This window comes from Aurantimonas sp. DM33-3, from assembly GCF_014334315.1.
GTDB lineage: Bacteria > Pseudomonadota > Alphaproteobacteria > Rhizobiales > Rhizobiaceae > Aurantimonas > Aurantimonas coralicida.
The window spans coordinates 478,278-493,309 of record NZ_JACSGS010000001.1; the positions used below are offsets into that span (position 1 = coordinate 478,278).

Here is a 15,032-nt window from a genome sequence, read left to right on the forward strand (position 1 = left end):
CCATCGGGCCACGGCCCCGCAGCACGATCCGCCACAACGAAAAAGGGCCGCCCCGAGAGCGGCCCTTTCTGTTTTGATCAGCGCGACTTGCGCGGGACCTTGGGAACGGTGCCTGCCCGCTTGGCGGCGGCAGATCCCGTGGACCCCGCTTCGGGCGCATCGCCCGCCGGCTCGTCGTCCTCGATGTCCGAGCCGTCCGGCGCCACCTTGGCGCGCTTCCTGGCTGCGGGCTTCTTGGGCTTGGGCGGCAATTCGTCGGCAAGGGCTTCCAGATGCAGCGCCTTGGCGCCGTCCTCGCCATCGACCACGGACACCTTCACCGTGCCGCCATTCTTCAGCTTGCCGAAGAGCACTTCGTCGGCCAGCGGCTTCTTGATGTGCTCTTGGATCACCCGGCCCAGCGGCCGCGCGCCCATCGCCTCGTCGTAGCCCTTGTCGGCGAGCCACGTGATCGCGTCCTCCGACAGTTCGAAGGTCACGCCGCGTTCGGACAGCTGCGCCTCGAGCTGCATGACGAACTTCTGCACCACCTGGTGGATGACCGGCGTCGGCAGCGGGCCGAACGGGATCGTCGCATCGAGACGGTTGCGGAATTCCGGCGTGAACAGGCGGTTGATTGCCTCCTCGTCAGCCCCGGTGCGCTTGGAATGCCCGAAACCGATCGTCGCCTTGGCCATCTCCGACGCGCCGGCATTGGTCGTCATGATCAGGATGACATTCCGGAAATCGATCTGCTTGCCGTTGTGATCGGTCAGCTTGCCGTGGTCCATCACCTGCAGGAGGATGTTGAACAGATCCGGATGCGCCTTCTCGACCTCGTCCAAAAGCAGCACGCAATGCGGATGCTGGTCGACGCCATCGGTCAGCAGGCCGCCCTGGTCGAAGCCGACATAGCCCGGAGGCGCGCCGATCAGCCGCGAGACGGTGTGGCGCTCCATGTATTCCGACATGTCGAAGCGCAACAGCTCGACCCCGAGCGCCGCCGCGAGCTGGCGGGCCACCTCGGTCTTGCCGACGCCGGTCGGGCCGGAGAACAGGTAGGAGCCGATCGGCTTGTCCGGCTCGCGCAGGCCGGCACGAGCCAGCTTGATCGCCGAGGCAAGGCTGCCGATGGCCGCATCCTGGCCGTAGACGACCCGCTTGAGCTGGGCGTCGAGATGCTCCAGCACCTCGGCATCGTCCTTGGAGACGGCCTTGGGCGGAATCCGCGCCATGGTGGCGACGGTCGCCTCGATCTCCTTGACGCCAATCTGCTTCTTCCGCTTGCCGGCCGCCAGCAGCATCTGCGACGCGCCGGTCTCGTCGATCACGTCGATCGCCTTGTCCGGCAGCTTGCGGTCGTTGATGAAGCGGGCCGACAACTCGACCGCCGACTTGATCGCCTCGTTGGTGTATTTGACCCGGTGGAAATCCTCGAAATAGGGCTTCAGGCCCTTCAGGATCGACACGGCGTCGTCGATGGACGGCTCCTTGACGTCGATCTTCTGGAACCGGCGCACCAGCGCCCGGTCCTTCTCGAAGAACTGCCGGTACTCCTTGTAGGTGGTCGAGCCGATGCAGCGGATCGCGCCGGAGGACAACGCCGGCTTCAACAGGTTCGACGCGTCCATCGCGCCGCCCGAGGTGGCGCCTGCGCCGATCACCGTGTGGATCTCGTCGATGAACAGGACGGCGCCCGGATATTCCTCGAGCTCCTTCATCACCTGCTTCAGCCGCTCTTCGAAATCGCCTCGATAGCGGGTGCCGGCGAGCAGCGTGCCCATATCGAGCGCGAAGATCGTCGCGTCGGCCAAGACATCCGGCACGTCGCCTTCGACGACGCGCTTGGCGAGCCCTTCCGCGATCGCGGTCTTGCCGACGCCCGGATCACCCACATAGAGCGGGTTGTTCTTGGACCGGCGGCACAGCACCTGGATCGTGCGGTTGATCTCCTCGGCCCGCCCGATCAGCGGATCGATCTTCCCGTTGCGCGCCTTCTCGTTGAGATTGCCGCAATAGGCCGTGAGCGCATCAGGGGCGTTCTTGCGCTTGCCCTCGTCATCCTGTCCCACTGTCGACTGCTCATCCTCGGCGCCGCGCAGCGGTCTGGTCTCGGAGGCGCCGGGGCGCTTGGAGATTCCGTGCGATATGAAATTCACCGCATCGTAGCGCGTCATCTCCTGCTCCTGCAGGAAATAAGCGGCGTGGCTCTCGCGCTCGGCAAAAATCGCCACGAGCACGTTGGCGCCGGTCACCTCTTCGCGGCCCGACGACTGGACATGGATCACCGCACGCTGGATCACCCGATGGAATCCGGCCGTCGGCTTGGAATCCTCGTCGTGTCCCGTGACGAGGTTGGAGAGTTCGCTATCGATGTAGGTCGTCAGATTGCGGCGCAGGATGTCGAGGTCGACACTGCATCCCTGCATGACCGCCGCCGCGTCCTTGTCGTCGAGAAGCGCCAGCAGCAGATGCTCCAGCGTCGCAAATTCCTGTTGCCGGTCGTTTGCGAGCGTCAGGGCCGAGTGCAGCGACTTCTCAAGGCTTTGCGAAAATGTCGGCAAGCTTCACCTCAGTTCTTTTCCATCACGCATTGCAGCGGATGCTGGTGCTGGCGGGCGAAGTCCATGACCTGGGTCACCTTGGTCTCGGCGACCTCGTAGGTGAACACTCCGCATTCGCCAACGCCGTGATTGTGCACATGCAACATGATTCTGGTGGCTGCCTCGCGGTCCTTCTGGAAGAACCGCTCGAGGACGTGGATGACAAACTCCATCGGAGTGTAATCGTCGTTCAGAAGGAGCACTCTGTAAAGGCTCGGCTTCTGGGTTTTGGGTTTCGTTCGCGTGATGACCTCGGTCCCGCGATCGGGGACCTGATCGTCGTCCTTCCCGGCCTGGGACCGCACGGCAGGAGCGCCGTTGCCGGGAAACGCGTGCATGCTCAATTCAACCACCTTCGTCATCGCTCTGTATGTATGTGCCGTGGCACGGATTTTAAGACGCAACGCGGGCATGGCAAAGCATCATCGTGCGGCGTCTCGTCCCTGCCCGCCCCAAGGCATGGCCCGGACATGAAAAAGCCCGGCGGGAGAGCCGGGCTTTTCCTCGTACTGAATATGTGGTGCCCGCGACCGCGGGACAACCGAGGCGCCGATCAGGCAGCCTTGGTCTCGGCGGCCTGCTTGGCGGCAGCGGCCGGCTTGGTCGCCACGGACGTGCCGGCGGCCGACAGCGTCGCGAGCGACTGCTCGAACGGCTTGTAGGTCTCCTTGGCGACATCGGTGTAGATTTCGCCCATGCGCGTCGCCTGGCTGACCCAGCCCTGATAGGCGGTCTTGGCGTATTCGCTCTGCAGCGCGATGGCCTTGTCCGGCGAACGCACCTGGAAGAGCTTCTCCATGAACTCGGTCTGCTGCTCGTAGGCGCGCTTGGCGAATTCGGACGTCTCCGACGCGACCTGCTGGAAGCCCTTGGTCATGGCCGACACCGACTTCAGCGCGCTGTCCATCGCGTCCTTGGAGAACTTGCTGGCATCTTCATATGCGTTCATCTGGATTTCCCTCGGATTGCTGGTTTGTGGAAGGACGTCCATTCAGCAGGAAGTGCCGGTCCGACCGGTGCCCTGAGCTGCGCCCCGTCTTAAGATATTGCACTGCACAATAAGATTCAAGCGGAATGACGCACCGCACGCTTCCCATACGGAATTCCACCTCACTCCTGCCCGTTTCGTTTGGCAGGGTACGAGAAATTTCGATCCGGGATGGGAACGGTCCGGCAACCATAAACCGATTGGTAAGCCCGCCGGCATTAATCTGCGGATCGACACCCGAGGGAGTTGCCCGCTGATATTGCACGGCCTTTCCAAGCGCTGCGACGATATCGACCGGCTTCCTCGCCCATTGCCCGAGCCAGAGAGTTGCTGCGTGCGTAACCCGTTCCCCCGCCTCACCACCGCCGCCAGATCGCTCAGCAGGTTCGCAGGCGTCGTCGCCTTCGGCGCCGGCATGCTGCTGACCGGCGCCGGCCATGCCGAAGCCAACGCCAAATATGCGGGCTTCGTCATCGACGCCAACAATGGCCAGGTCCTCTACAACGACCGGGCCGACGAGTACCGCTACCCCGCGTCGCTCACCAAGATGATGACGCTCTACATGACCTTCGACGCTCTGAAGAGCGGTCGGATTTCCATGAAGGACAAGATGCCGGTGTCGGCCTATGCGGCCGGGCGTCCGCCGTCGAAGATCGGCCTGAAGACCGGCTCGACCCTCACCGTCGAGGAAGCCGTCTATTCGCTGGTCACCAAGTCGGCCAATGACGCGGCCGTCGTGCTGGGCGAGTTCCAGGCCGGCTCCGAATCGGCTTTCGCCGCCCGCATGACCGCCAAGGCGCGTCAGATCGGCATGCCGAAGACCACCTTCCGCAATGCCAATGGCCTGCCGGATTCCGGGCAGAAGACCACGGCGCGGGACATGGCGACCCTGGGCATCGCGCTGCGCGAGCATTTTCCGGAATATTACAAGATCTTCTCGACCCGCTCCTACAGCTTCCGTGGCCGCCGGCTCGGCAACCACAACCGGGTCCTGGGCCGGGTGAAGGGTGTCGACGGCATCAAGACCGGCTACATCAACGCCTCGGGCTTCAACCTCGTCACCTCCATCGAGCGGGACGGAAAGAGCCTCGTCGCCGTGGTCATGGGCGGTCGCTCCGGCCGTTCGCGCGACGATCACATGGTCGAATTGCTGACGCGCTATCTGCCGAAGGCCAGCACCCGCGATTCCGGCATGCTGCTCGCCGCCCGCTCGGCCAGCCCGGCCATCGTCGCCGCGCTTCCCAAGCAGGGCCCGGTTCCCGATTCCCGCCCGGCCATGACCGAGATCGACCAGCGCATCGCAATGGCCTACGGCTCCGAGGCCGCTCCGGCTGTGGCCCGCATGGTCCAGCCGCAGTCGCGTCCGATCGTCGGCCGTGACGCCCTGAAGGCGGCCCTCGTCGCCGAGCGTCCGTCGGTGCGCATGCCGATCCCGGCCGCCAGCCGCGTGCCGAGCGCAGGCGTCCGCCTGCCGCCGGCAGCCGTCCCGGGTGGCCGCGATCTCGATCCCTCGACGACCGGTGCAATAAAGGTTGCCAGCGTCTCGGAGACCGTTCGCACGCCGTCCTCCCCCTGGGTGGTCCAGATCGCCGCCACGCCGGAAGCCGATGCCGCCATGGAGATGCTGGCCACCGCCAAGCGCAAGGTCGGCGGCGAGCTGGCGGATGCCGAGCCCTTCACCGAGACGGTGAAGAGCGGTTCGCAGACGCTCTACCGCGCTCGCTTCGCCGGCTTTGCCAGCAAGGACCAGGCCTGGTCGGCCTGTGCCGCGCTCAAGCGCAGCTCGTACAGCTGCTACGCCGTCGCCAACTGACACCGGTCCGGCGGCCCTTGTTCCGGGCCGCCGACCTCCTTGTCGCCGCCGTGCGACCGACCAGCCCGTCCGTTCAGACGGACCCTAAGATGTATCGCGTAGGAAGGGTTCCAGCATGACGACCGAGCACCAGGCAGCCAGCTTCGCCAACACGCTCGCCTTCGCCGGCAGCGCACGGGCCGCCAATCCCCACCCGCTGCAGCAGGCCGCGCTTCGCCTCGGCGAAGCCCGCGACGGCCGTTCGCGGCTGAAGGCAAAGGATCTCGTGGGGCTGCTTCTGTCCCATGGCGCCCGCGCCTGGCGGGCATCGCAGCCGATCGCCTACACGCGGATCAGGACCATCGCGCCCGAAGGGCACGCGGCGATCCACATGCGCTTCGGCTGACGACGAGAGAATATGAGCTTCAGGCGACCGCCGGATTCGGCGTCGCCTCAGAACAGGCCGAGCTCGATGAGCTCGCGCTGCATGTCCACCGGCAGATCGTCCTCGCCCGCATCGCCGGTTCCGATGTCCCGCGGCACGTCGTCGGGCGTCAGGTAGCGCCAGCCCTGAAACGGGCGGCGCGGCTGGCGGGCGGTCCGCACAAAAGTCGGCTCCAGAACGAGCCGGCAACGCCCGACGCCTTCGGCATCCTTGAACGGCGCGACGGCGACGAGCGGCTGGCGGACCTGGATCTGGCCCTTGATCACCCAGTAGAGCGAGCCGCCATCGAGCAGTTCGTCGATCCGCTTGGGAACCATGCGCGTCACATGCGCCTGTTCGGCAGGCCGACCCTGAAGACGCGCCGCGTCGAGGCGCGCGGCGACATGCTCCTCGAGTTCCTCGACGCTGCCGATTCCGACGCACAGCTTGATCAGATGCAAAGGCATGGCTGCTTCTCGAAGCAAACGGCCCGCCGCGTCAAGCCGGATCGGGCACCCGTGGCTGCGACCTCAGGACGCCGCCGGGCGGATTCCACGCAAGACGCCCGACACGCCATATCCTGCCCGGCCATGCCGAACGAAAGCTTCGGCAAGGTCAGGACGGCCCGGCACTGGCGTGCCGAAGCGAAGCGGATCGGATCTGTCGGGAAAAGGTCTGCGTCGGTGGGCGCCTGGCGCCGACCGGTTCGGTCAGCTGGCGGCGATGGCGACGGTCTCGGGAACCGTGAAGAGGAACCCCAGAACGAGGAGCGTAGAGAAGATCGCGACCGTCCATACGGTCACGCCCCAGCACGACTTGCGCACGCTGTCATCCATGTAACTGAATATCCTGAATCGAGATGGCTTGCGAACCGGTCATGACCCCCGTCCAGCGGTTGCAGCTCTTAAATATCCGTTAAGCGACGACGCCACAAGGCGGGTGCGATGCATATTTCCTCATGGCTGCTATGTTCCACGGCAACCTTGTCCCGGACTGATGCTGGCGTGTCGCGCGTCATCTGGCCTGCGTCCCGTCGGCGCGCTATGAAAACCTCATGGAAATCCGGCCCCCCGCCCAGAGGGGCAAAGCGGGGCATCGCATTGTGACGATCGATACGGGGGATGGCGCGGCACTCGCATTCTTTCTGGCGGTGTGGCTCGTCTACAATATCGTGACGGAGCACGGGCCGCTGGCGGCCCGCGGCCTGTCCCAGGCGATGAACCGGCAGCGCGAATGCTGGATGCAGGTGATGCTGCTGCGCGATCTGCGGATGATCGACACGGCGATCATGGCCGGGCTGCAGCAGGGCACCGCCTTCTTCGCCTCCGCCTGCATCTTCGCCATCGGCGGTTGCTTCGCCCTGTTCAGCTCGGCCGACCAGATTGCCACCATCGCCGCCGAACTGCCTTTCCACGCCCGGCTCGACCGGGCGCTGGTGGAGATCAAGCTGCTCGGCCTCGTGACGATCTTCGCCTATGCCTTCTTCAAGTTCGGCTGGGCCTACCGGCTGTTCAACTATTGCTCGATCCTGATCGGCGCGATTCCCATGCGCGCGGAAGCCGATCTCGACCCGGAGGCCGCCGAGCGGGCCCTCGCCAAGGCCACGCGGCTGAACCAGCTCGCCGGCAAGCACTTCAACTCCGGACTGCGCGCGGTCTTCTTCGCCATCGCCTATCTCGGCTGGTTCCTCGGCCCGACGGCGCTCGTCGCCGCGACGGTCCTCGTCGTGGTGATTCTCGCCCACCGGCAGTTCATGTCGAATGCGCGCCGGGCGCTGCTGGACTGAACCGGCCGCTTGCCGCCTCAGGGCGCCGGGAACAACGCGTCGGTGCGTCCGCTCAGACGGTAGGCAACGAGCCCTAGATATTCGCGAATGGCGAAGTGCACCTTTTCCAGGTTGCGGGTCGTCGTGCTGGAGGGGCGGTACAGGGCCGGCCCAGACGGCGTGCGGTAATCCACCGGATAGGGCACGATGTCGAAGCCGGCGACGCGGAAGCAGCCGACGGCACGCGGCATGTGCGACGCCGAAGTCACCAGCACCCACGTCTCGCCCGGCTTCGGCTGCGCAAGCTCCTTGGCGAAGACGGCGTTCTCGAAGGTGTCGCGCGCGCGCCCGTCGAGAAGCAGGCGGTCTGGTGCCAAGCCTAGCCCCCGGTACAGCGTCTCGGCGGCTTCGGTCTCGGGAATGTCCTCTTCCAGGAGCGCCGCCACGCCGCCGCTGAACAGCAGCTTCGCTTCCGGGTAACGCCGCGCCAGCTCCATGCCGGCGGTGACCCTGTCGGCGGCATCGTTCAGCTCGTTCATGCCCCGCGTGCGAGCCACGCGCGTGTCGAAGGCCCCGCCGAGGACGATGATCCCGTCGATCTCCGGCGGCAGGTCGGGACGCGGAAACCGGTCCTCCAGCACCGCCGTCATCACGAGACCCAGGGGCGTCAGGCTGCACACCGCCAGCGTCACCGTGGCCAGCAGGAACAGACCCGCCGCGATGCGTGGGCGGCCGAGCCAGCCGGCCAGAAGCCCGAGAATCGCAACGAGCAGGATGGCGGCCAGCGGCTGCAGCACGAACCAGCCGATCTTGGCGGCATAGAAGAACAATGGCGGGCCCTCTCCGGTCAGCTCTCGTCGCCATCCCGGCGTGACGCCACCGGCGCATCCTCACGCGGCTCCGTCTGCACGACGACCGGCGTGCGCATGAGGATCTCGCGATGCGGGAACGGGATGGCGATGCCGTTCGCCTTGAAGGCATCCCACAGGGCCAGCAGCACGTCACCCCTGACATTGGTGAGACCGGCCTGCGGATCGCGAATCCAGAACCGCACGACGAAGTCGATCGATGACGCCCCGAAGCCGGTCATCCAGCAGACCGCCGGCTTGTGGGAGACCACCCGATTGCAGCTCTCCGCGGCTTCCTTGGCGATCCGGATCACCGCATGCGGATCGCTGTCATAGGCGACGCCGAACTCCACATCGATCCGCACCAGGTCGTTCGAGAACGACCAGTTGATCACCTGGTTGGTGATGAAATCCTCGTTGGGGATCAGATATTCGCGGCCGTCGCGGGTCACCACCGAGACGAAGCGCGCCCGCAACTCGCGGATCCAGCCGAAGGTATCGTCGAGCGAGATCGTGTCGCCCGGCTTGATCGAGCGGTCGAGGAGAATGATGATTCCCGAGATGAAGTTCGACACGACCTTCTGCAGGCCGAAGCCGAGGCCGACGCCGATGGCACCCGACAGGACGGTCAGCGCCGTCAAATCGACACCGATCGAGGCCAGCGCGATGGCGAGCGCCACCAGGATGAGGCCGATCTTCAGGAACTTGCCGATCAGCACCCGGAGCGTCGGCGTCAGTTCCTGATTGCGCTGGACACGGGTGTCAAGAAAATTGCCGGCGACCGAGGCGAGCCACAGGGTGATCCCGATCACCGCGATCGCCTTGATCACCAGAAGCGCCGAGATCCGGCTCTGGCCGACGGTGATCGCCGACTGGTCCAGCACCGACGCCACCGGCTCCAGGAGGTCGAGGATCGAGAGGCCGGCAAGCAGCGAGGCGACGATGGTGATCAGCCGGGCCAGAAGCCGGTTGCGCACGATGCGCGAGGCGACGGCGATCACCAGATAGGCCAGCGCCAGGTCGAACACGACACCAATGATCTGCGAGCGCGGCCCGCCGGCCGCCATGTCGATCCTGGTCGCCAGCCACAGAAGCAGCACGAAGAAGATCAGCCCCATGCGGCGGCGCACGGCGACGACCAGCCGCAGGATCCGGGGGGCGCCCTTGATCCTGCGCGCCTGGACCTCGATCGGTTCGCGGGTCAGGCGATCGAGTACCCAGGCGAGGCCGAGGCAGGCGACGACAACGGCGATCTGGAACAGCGATGACGGCTCGTAGAAGAAGCCGAGCGCATCGCCCGCCCAGTTGGCGAGCGACTCGCCAGTCCGCCGCAGCGTCGCCTCGTCCATCAGGCGCGATCCCAGTGGGGTGCGAAGGAGGGATCGATCAGGCGTTTGCGCTGCAGGGTCAGCTGGTTCAGTGCCGTGCGCTCGGTTTCGGTCAGCTCGAAGTCGAAGATGTCGAGATTTTCGCTGAGCCGCTCAGGCGTGCTCGTGCGCGGGATCGCACCGACGATGTCCTGCTCGACCTCCCAGCGCAGGACGATCTGTGCCGGGCTCTTGCCGTGGGCCCTTGCCGCTTCGGTGATCACCGGATCGGCCAGCAGCTCACCGCCCTTGCCGATCGGCGAATAGGCGATCATCGCCATGTCGTGACGACGGCAGGCAGCGAGGACGTTCTCCTGGCTGAGATAGGGATGGTATTCGACCTGGTTGCAGACCAGCGGCGCCGAGGACATGGCGGCCGCCTCGTCGACCATCGCGCTGGTGAAATTGGCGACGCCGATGTGGCGGGTCAGCCCCTCGCCGATCGTCGCGTTCAGCGCATCGATCGATTCTTCCAGCGGCACGTCGGTGTTGGGCCAGTGGATCAGCAGGAGGTCGACCGGCCCCTGGCCGATCGCGTCCACCGCCGCCCGGGCGCTGTCCATCAGCTTGTCTTCAGTGATATCCGTCCACCAGATCTTGGTGGTGACGAACAGTTCCTCGCGGGCGATCCCGCTGGCCGCGATGCCGGCGCCGACTTCCTTCTCGTTCCCATACATGCGGGCGGTATCGATATGGCGGTAACCGGCATCGATCGCCTTTGCCACCATATCGACGCAAGTCTGGCCTTCGAGTGTGAATGTGCCAAATCCGATTGCGGGGATGCGGGCTCCGCCTGCCTCGATGATCTTCATGAACTGCCTTTCCGGATTGCGGCGTGCCGGGTCGCTCCGGCCGCTGTCCGTCCTGAAAGATAGGCGGACGGCAAGTGTGTCCAGCGTCAAGGAATGTGCGTGAGCCAGATAGACAACCCGCCCGTCAGCCGCGGGCGTATCGACATCATCGACATCGCGCGCGCCGTCGCGCTGTTCGCGATGGTGATCTACCACTTCACCTGGGATCTGGAGTACTTCAACTATGTCGAGCGCGGGCTGACGGGCCATGGCGGCTGGCGCATCTTCGCGCGCGCCATCGCGTCGTCCTTCCTGTTCCTGGTCGGCGTCAGCCTGGTGCTGGCTAACGGCCGCGGCATTCGCTGGCAGCCCTTCGGCAAGCGCCTCCTGCAGGTCGTGGCCGGCGCGCTCGCCATCACCGTGGCGACGTACTTCGCGACGCCCAACAGCTTCGTCTATTTCGGCATCCTGCATCACATCGCGGTCGCCAGCGTGCTGGGCCTGCTCTTCCTGCGGCTGCCCTGGTTGGTGACGGCGGCGCTGGCGATTGCGGTGGTCGCCCTGCGCAGCTTCGTCGCGACGCCGCTGCTCGATCCGAAATGGCTCAACTGGATCGGCCTGTTTCAGACCCCGCCGCTCTCCAATGACTTCGTGCCGCTGTTTCCGTTCTTCGGGGCGGTCCTCGCGGGGATCGCGGCCGCGCGGCTGGCCGTCGACCATGGCTGGGTGGCGCGCATGCGCACTTGGAATGCCGGGCTTGCCCCGCTCTCGCCGCTGGCCGCCATCGGCCGCCATTCGCTGCTGTTCTACCTGTTGCACCAGCCGATCCTCTACGGGCTGGTCTTCGTCTTCGCCCAGATCGCGCCGGCCGATCGCACCGCGGTTTTCCACACCGACTGCCAGCGCTCCTGCATCGCCGAGCGCGATGCGGCCTTCTGCGAACGCTATTGCGGCTGCGCGCAACGCGAATTGCAGCGCCGGGACCTGTTCGACGTGTTGATGGGTGGCGATCCGAGCGAGACGCAGATGTCGGCCATCCGCGACGTGACCCGCGAGTGTTCGTTCCGGTCGGAGTGACCGGAGAGACCGTCAGCCGGTTCGCACGCTCTGGCCGACGCCCAGCTCGGCCATACGGGTGAGGCAGGCTTCCTCGGCGGCGTCGAGTTCGCGCAGCAGGTCCTCGATGTCGCGGCGCTTCTGCTCGAGCTCGCGCCGCTTATCGCTGACCCGCCCGATGATCGCCTTGAGCTGGCCGGCCTCGCCGGGCGGGCTCTTGTACATGCTCATGATCTCGCGGATCTCCGCGATGGAGAAACCGAGGCGCTTGCCGCGCAGGATGTTCTTCAGGAGCTGGCGGTCGGAATGCCGGAAGAGCCGGGTGCGCCCGCGACGGATCGGCGCCAGGAGCCCCTCGTCCTCGTAGAAGCGGATGGTCCGCGTCGAGATGCCGAACTCACGGGTGAGCTCCGTGATCGTATAATAGTCTCGCATTCGACGTTCCGTATCCCTCGGTCGGCGCCCTCAGGGTGATGCATGCCGCCAGATTTACGTAAAAGTCAATCCGGGAACTGCCCCATGGTTACCTGAGCCTTGGGCATTTTCGGTCTCAGCCGAGGCCGAACCAGAAGGCGGCCAGCCCAAGAAAGGCGAAAAATCCCACCACGTCTGTGACGGTGGTCACGAAGGTACCCGACGCGATCGCCGGATCGGCGCCGAACCGGTCGAGAACCAGCGGAATCAGGATGCCGGCGAGCGCTGCGGCCATCATGTTGACCACCATGGCGACCGCGATCACCCCGCCAAGCCCGGCGCTTTCGAACCAGACGGCGGCGACGAGCCCGATGATCACGGCGAACAGCACGCCGTTGAGGAGCCCCACCAACGCCTCGCGTCGGATGATCCGGCCGGCATTGTAGAGGTCGATGTCGCGCGCCGCGAGCGCACGCACCGCAACCGTCATGGTCTGGGTGCCGGCATTGCCGCCCATCGAGGCGACGATGGGCATCAGGATCGCCAAGGCCACCATCTGCTCGATCGTGGCGTCGAACAGGCCGATGACGCAGGACGCCAGGATCGCCGTCGCCAGGTTGATCAACAGCCAGGAGAAGCGCGACCGCGCCGCCGTCAGCACCGTATCGGAAATCTCTTCGTCGCCGACACCGCCGAGGCGCTTGATGTCCTCGTCGGCTTCCTGCTGCAGGATGTCGATGACGTCGTCGATGGTCAGGATGCCGACCAGCCGCTCGTTCTCGTCGACGACCGCCGCCGACAGAAGATCGTACTGCTCGATGATTTGGGCGGCTTCTTCCTGGTCCATCTCGGCCGGAATCGCATGCCGCGTCTCATGCATGATGTCTTCGATCTTCTCCGGCCGCTTGGCGCGCAGGATGCGGTCGAGATCGACGGCGCCCTGAAGCTTGAAGCTGGGATCGATGACGAAGATCTGCGCGAAGGATTCGGGAAGCTCCTCCTCGTCGCGCATGTAGTCGATGGTCTGGCCGACGGTCCAGAACGGCGGCACCGCGACGAATTCCGTCTGCATGCGCCGGCCGGCCGATTCCTCGGGATATTCCAGCGAGCGCCGCAGCCGGATGCGTTCGCGAAACGGCAGCCGGTCGAGGATTTCCTTGCGGTCCTCCTCGTCCAGGTCCTCAAGGATGTAGACGGCGTCGTCGGAATCCAGCTCGCGCAGCGCCTCGGCGACCTGCGCGTTCGGCATCGCGTCGACGATGGACAGGCGGATCGCCTCGTCCACCTCGGTGAGCGCGGTGTAGTCGAACTCGTCGCCCATGAGCCGGACGAGCGACTGCCGGGCGTCGTTGTCGAGCGCTTCGAGAAGGTCGCCGAGCTCGGATTCGTGCAGCCGGCCGACTTCCTCGCGCAGATAGGCGGGGTTCTCGCCCTCGATGGCCGCTTCGATGCGCTCAAGAAACGCACCGTCGACGAAGCCGCCCTCGTCGTAGATGCCCGACAGTGCTTCGGGCTCGGGCACATCGCTTGTGAGCTGTGTGTCAGCCATGCACCCTCCGATTCTTGGGGTTACCAGAGAAACCCGTCGGCAGGGACGGTCGAGACGCGTCTAGAGGAAATGTCCGTCATTCGGAAGCCGCCCGCGGCAGGCATTCCGACGAATGTCGCAATCGATGCCAGTCGTCAGGTCGCGACCGAGGGTGCCGCAGACCGGGGCGGCAAGGCCGCATGACTATCCGATTGTCGAAAGAAGGCTGGTGCGGTCGAGAAGACTCGAACTTCCACGGGTTGCCCCACAGCGACCTCAACGCTGCGCGTCTACCAATTCCGCCACGACCGCACGCCGTGTAACCGAGGGCCGGTAATGCCGTCGGTGGCGGGCATGTAACAAGAGTCGCGGAACCGCACAAGGGCTTTTCCTATCGCGACGCCGGCATTTGTCGGATCATCGCACGCCGCCGCCCCGGGCCTGCTTTTCGCGCCCTCCCCGAGCCGCTACATAGCAGCCATGACGACGTCTTCCGAAGCCTCGCCGGCGATCCCCCGCCTTGCCACCGTCACCGAACGATTTGCCGCCAGGGCGGGGTCGGGCCCGGTCGAGTGGCGCGTCGTCGACGGTCTTCTGCCCTATCCGGACGCGCTGCAGATGATGGAGCGCCGGGTGGCGGAGATCGCCGCCGGCACGGCGCCCGAGACCGTGCTTCTGGTCGAGCATCCGCCGCTCTATACGGCAGGCACAGGCGCCCGGGACGACGATCTCGTCGATGCCCGGCGGTTTCCCGTGTTCAAGGCCGGGCGCGGCGGCGAATACACCTATCACGGCCCCGGCCAGCGGGTGGCCTATGTGCTGCTCGACCTGAAGCGCCGCCGCGAGGACGTCCGCGCCTTCGTCGCCGCACTGGAGGCCTGGATCATTGGTACGCTCGACGGCTTTCAGGTCCGCGGCGAGCGCCGCGAGGACCGCGTCGGCGTCTGGGTGCAACGGCCCGAGCTCCCTCGCGCCGCCGATGGCACGGTCGCCGAGGACAAGATCGCTGCCATCGGCATTCGTGTGCGCCGCTGGGTGACCTTCCACGGCATCTCGCTGAACGTCGATCCCGATCTCGACCATTTCACCGGCATCGTGCCCTGCGGCATTCGCGGCCACGGCATCACCAGCCTCGCCGATCTCGGTATCCTGGTGTCCATGCCCGAGGTCGACACGATGCTGCGCACGCAGTTCGAAGCGGTGTTCGGGGATACGGCAGACGCGCAGCGCTAGGCGGCGAGGCGTCGGGCGCGTTTCCGCCGCTCACTGCCGAGCGGGTGGGCCTTTGGGGGCATGTCGTCAACGGATTGGCGTGCAGGACACCGTCGCCGGACAGGCGTTGCGATGTCGAGGCATGGGTCCTCGGGTCAAGCCCGAGCAACTGTGTGAGTATGCGTCAAGGGGTGGCTGGGCGCGGCTGATATTCTCCGGTTCGGATTGCCACGTTGAGCGTGACGAGGAGCTTGCGGGCGATGGC

Annotated in this window: 15 protein-coding genes and 1 tRNA gene; 5 read left to right on the top strand and 11 right to left on the bottom strand. The window is 65.7% G+C overall.

Annotation, left to right across the window (positions count from 1 at the left end):
• Positions 1 to 77: 77 nt before the first annotated feature.
• The 3 genes from clpA to H9Q09_RS02650 form a co-directional block, all read right to left on the bottom strand.
• A complete protein-coding gene (clpA, locus tag H9Q09_RS02640; RefSeq protein WP_187389757.1) occupies positions 78 to 2,543 on the bottom strand; it encodes an ATP-dependent Clp protease ATP-binding subunit ClpA in 2,466 nt (821 codons plus the stop codon).
• Positions 2,544 to 2,551: 8 nt separating this feature from the next.
• Entirely contained in the window at positions 2,552 to 2,944 is a 393-nt protein-coding gene (gene clpS / locus H9Q09_RS02645) for an ATP-dependent Clp protease adapter ClpS (RefSeq protein WP_228240492.1), read from the bottom strand.
• Positions 2,945 to 3,135: 191 nt separating this feature from the next.
• Entirely contained in the window at positions 3,136 to 3,531 is a 396-nt protein-coding gene (locus H9Q09_RS02650; protein WP_230785356.1) for a phasin family protein, read from the bottom strand.
• A 373-nt stretch (positions 3,532 to 3,904) separates the two neighbouring features.
• On the opposite strand from H9Q09_RS02650, the gene H9Q09_RS02655 reads away from it, so the two are divergent.
• A complete protein-coding gene (locus H9Q09_RS02655) occupies positions 3,905 to 5,383 on the top strand; it encodes a serine hydrolase (protein WP_348646262.1) in 1,479 nt (492 codons plus the stop codon).
• 115 nt (positions 5,384 to 5,498) lie between these two features.
• On the top strand, positions 5,499 to 5,768 hold the full coding sequence (locus H9Q09_RS02660; protein ID WP_024350588.1) for a hypothetical protein: 270 nt from the start codon (positions 5,499 to 5,501) through the stop codon (positions 5,766 to 5,768).
• Positions 5,769 to 5,815: 47 nt separating this feature from the next.
• On the opposite strand, the gene H9Q09_RS02665 is transcribed toward H9Q09_RS02660, so the two are convergent.
• Complete coding sequence (locus H9Q09_RS02665; RefSeq protein WP_187389759.1) at positions 5,816 to 6,253, bottom strand: DUF1489 family protein; 438 nt, start codon at positions 6,251 to 6,253, stop codon at positions 5,816 to 5,818.
• A gap of 243 nt (positions 6,254 to 6,496) precedes the next feature.
• Positions 6,497 to 6,622, bottom strand: coding sequence for a hypothetical protein (locus tag H9Q09_RS22650; protein ID WP_266102132.1), 126 nt, complete (start codon positions 6,620 to 6,622; stop codon positions 6,497 to 6,499).
• 266 nt (positions 6,623 to 6,888) lie between these two features.
• Here H9Q09_RS22650 and H9Q09_RS02670 point away from each other — a divergent pair, with 266 nt between their 5' ends.
• The gene (locus tag H9Q09_RS02670; protein WP_348646263.1) at positions 6,889 to 7,572 is read left to right on the top strand and encodes a DUF599 family protein; all 684 of its coding nucleotides are present in this window, start codon (positions 6,889 to 6,891) and stop codon (positions 7,570 to 7,572) included.
• 17 nt (positions 7,573 to 7,589) lie between these two features.
• Here the strand turns inward: H9Q09_RS02670 and H9Q09_RS02675 are convergent, their stop codons facing one another.
• From H9Q09_RS02675 to H9Q09_RS02685, 3 genes are read right to left on the bottom strand one after another with little or no spacing between them, the layout of a single operon-like run.
• Positions 7,590 to 8,381 carry a YdcF family protein gene (locus tag H9Q09_RS02675; RefSeq protein ID WP_187389760.1) on the bottom strand — a complete coding sequence of 264 codons (792 nt, stop codon included), beginning with the start codon at positions 8,379 to 8,381 and terminating at the stop codon, positions 7,590 to 7,592.
• 17 nt (positions 8,382 to 8,398) lie between these two features.
• The gene (locus H9Q09_RS02680) at positions 8,399 to 9,748 is read right to left on the bottom strand and encodes a mechanosensitive ion channel domain-containing protein (RefSeq protein WP_187389761.1); all 1,350 of its coding nucleotides are present in this window, start codon (positions 9,746 to 9,748) and stop codon (positions 8,399 to 8,401) included.
• On the bottom strand, positions 9,748 to 10,578 hold the full coding sequence (locus H9Q09_RS02685; RefSeq protein WP_187389762.1) for an aldo/keto reductase: 831 nt from the start codon (positions 10,576 to 10,578) through the stop codon (positions 9,748 to 9,750). Before H9Q09_RS02685 ends, H9Q09_RS02680 begins: the two co-directional genes overlap by 1 nt.
• A gap of 93 nt (positions 10,579 to 10,671) precedes the next feature.
• Here H9Q09_RS02685 and H9Q09_RS02690 point away from each other — a divergent pair, with 93 nt between their 5' ends.
• Complete coding sequence (locus H9Q09_RS02690) at positions 10,672 to 11,634, top strand: heparan-alpha-glucosaminide N-acetyltransferase (protein ID WP_187389763.1); 963 nt, start codon at positions 10,672 to 10,674, stop codon at positions 11,632 to 11,634.
• A 12-nt stretch (positions 11,635 to 11,646) separates the two neighbouring features.
• Here H9Q09_RS02690 and H9Q09_RS02695 read toward each other — a convergent pair whose 3' ends face one another.
• The 3 genes from H9Q09_RS02695 to H9Q09_RS02705 all read right to left on the bottom strand — a co-directional run bounded on the left by H9Q09_RS02695 (position 11,647) and on the right by H9Q09_RS02705 (position 13,867).
• Complete coding sequence (locus tag H9Q09_RS02695) at positions 11,647 to 12,048, bottom strand: MerR family DNA-binding transcriptional regulator (protein ID WP_009209463.1); 402 nt, start codon at positions 12,046 to 12,048, stop codon at positions 11,647 to 11,649.
• A gap of 115 nt (positions 12,049 to 12,163) precedes the next feature.
• On the bottom strand, positions 12,164 to 13,576 hold the full coding sequence (mgtE, locus tag H9Q09_RS02700) for a magnesium transporter (RefSeq protein WP_187389764.1): 1,413 nt from the start codon (positions 13,574 to 13,576) through the stop codon (positions 12,164 to 12,166).
• A 206-nt stretch (positions 13,577 to 13,782) separates the two neighbouring features.
• Positions 13,783 to 13,867: transfer RNA gene (locus tag H9Q09_RS02705), tRNA-Leu, on the bottom strand.
• A 168-nt stretch (positions 13,868 to 14,035) separates the two neighbouring features.
• On the opposite strand from H9Q09_RS02705, the gene lipB reads away from it, so the two are divergent.
• Positions 14,036 to 14,788 (top strand): lipoyl(octanoyl) transferase LipB, encoded by a 753-nt coding sequence (gene lipB, locus H9Q09_RS02710; protein WP_187389765.1) that lies wholly within the window; start codon positions 14,036 to 14,038, stop codon positions 14,786 to 14,788.
• Positions 14,789 to 15,032 lie beyond the last annotated feature (244 nt).

Coding starts and splice junctions, on each gene's coding strand:
- clpS (WP_228240492.1), bottom strand. CDS start 2,944: ATGACGAAGGTGGTTGAATTGAGCATGCACGCGTTTCCCGGCAACGGC.
- H9Q09_RS02650 (WP_230785356.1), bottom strand. CDS start 3,531: ATGAACGCATATGAAGATGCCAGCAAGTTCTCCAAGGACGCGATGGAC.
- H9Q09_RS02660 (WP_024350588.1), top strand. CDS start 5,499: ATGACGACCGAGCACCAGGCAGCCAGCTTCGCCAACACGCTCGCCTTC.
- H9Q09_RS02665 (WP_187389759.1), bottom strand. CDS start 6,253: ATGCCTTTGCATCTGATCAAGCTGTGCGTCGGAATCGGCAGCGTCGAG.
- H9Q09_RS22650 (WP_266102132.1), bottom strand. CDS start 6,622: ATGGATGACAGCGTGCGCAAGTCGTGCTGGGGCGTGACCGTATGGACG.
- H9Q09_RS02680 (WP_187389761.1), bottom strand. CDS start 9,748: ATGGACGAGGCGACGCTGCGGCGGACTGGCGAGTCGCTCGCCAACTGG.
- H9Q09_RS02685 (WP_187389762.1), bottom strand. CDS start 10,578: ATGAAGATCATCGAGGCAGGCGGAGCCCGCATCCCCGCAATCGGATTT.
- H9Q09_RS02690 (WP_187389763.1), top strand. CDS start 10,672: ATGTGCGTGAGCCAGATAGACAACCCGCCCGTCAGCCGCGGGCGTATC.
- H9Q09_RS02695 (WP_009209463.1), bottom strand. CDS start 12,048: ATGCGAGACTATTATACGATCACGGAGCTCACCCGTGAGTTCGGCATC.
- mgtE (WP_187389764.1), bottom strand. CDS start 13,576: ATGGCTGACACACAGCTCACAAGCGATGTGCCCGAGCCCGAAGCACTG.
- lipB (WP_187389765.1), top strand. CDS start 14,036: ATGACGACGTCTTCCGAAGCCTCGCCGGCGATCCCCCGCCTTGCCACC.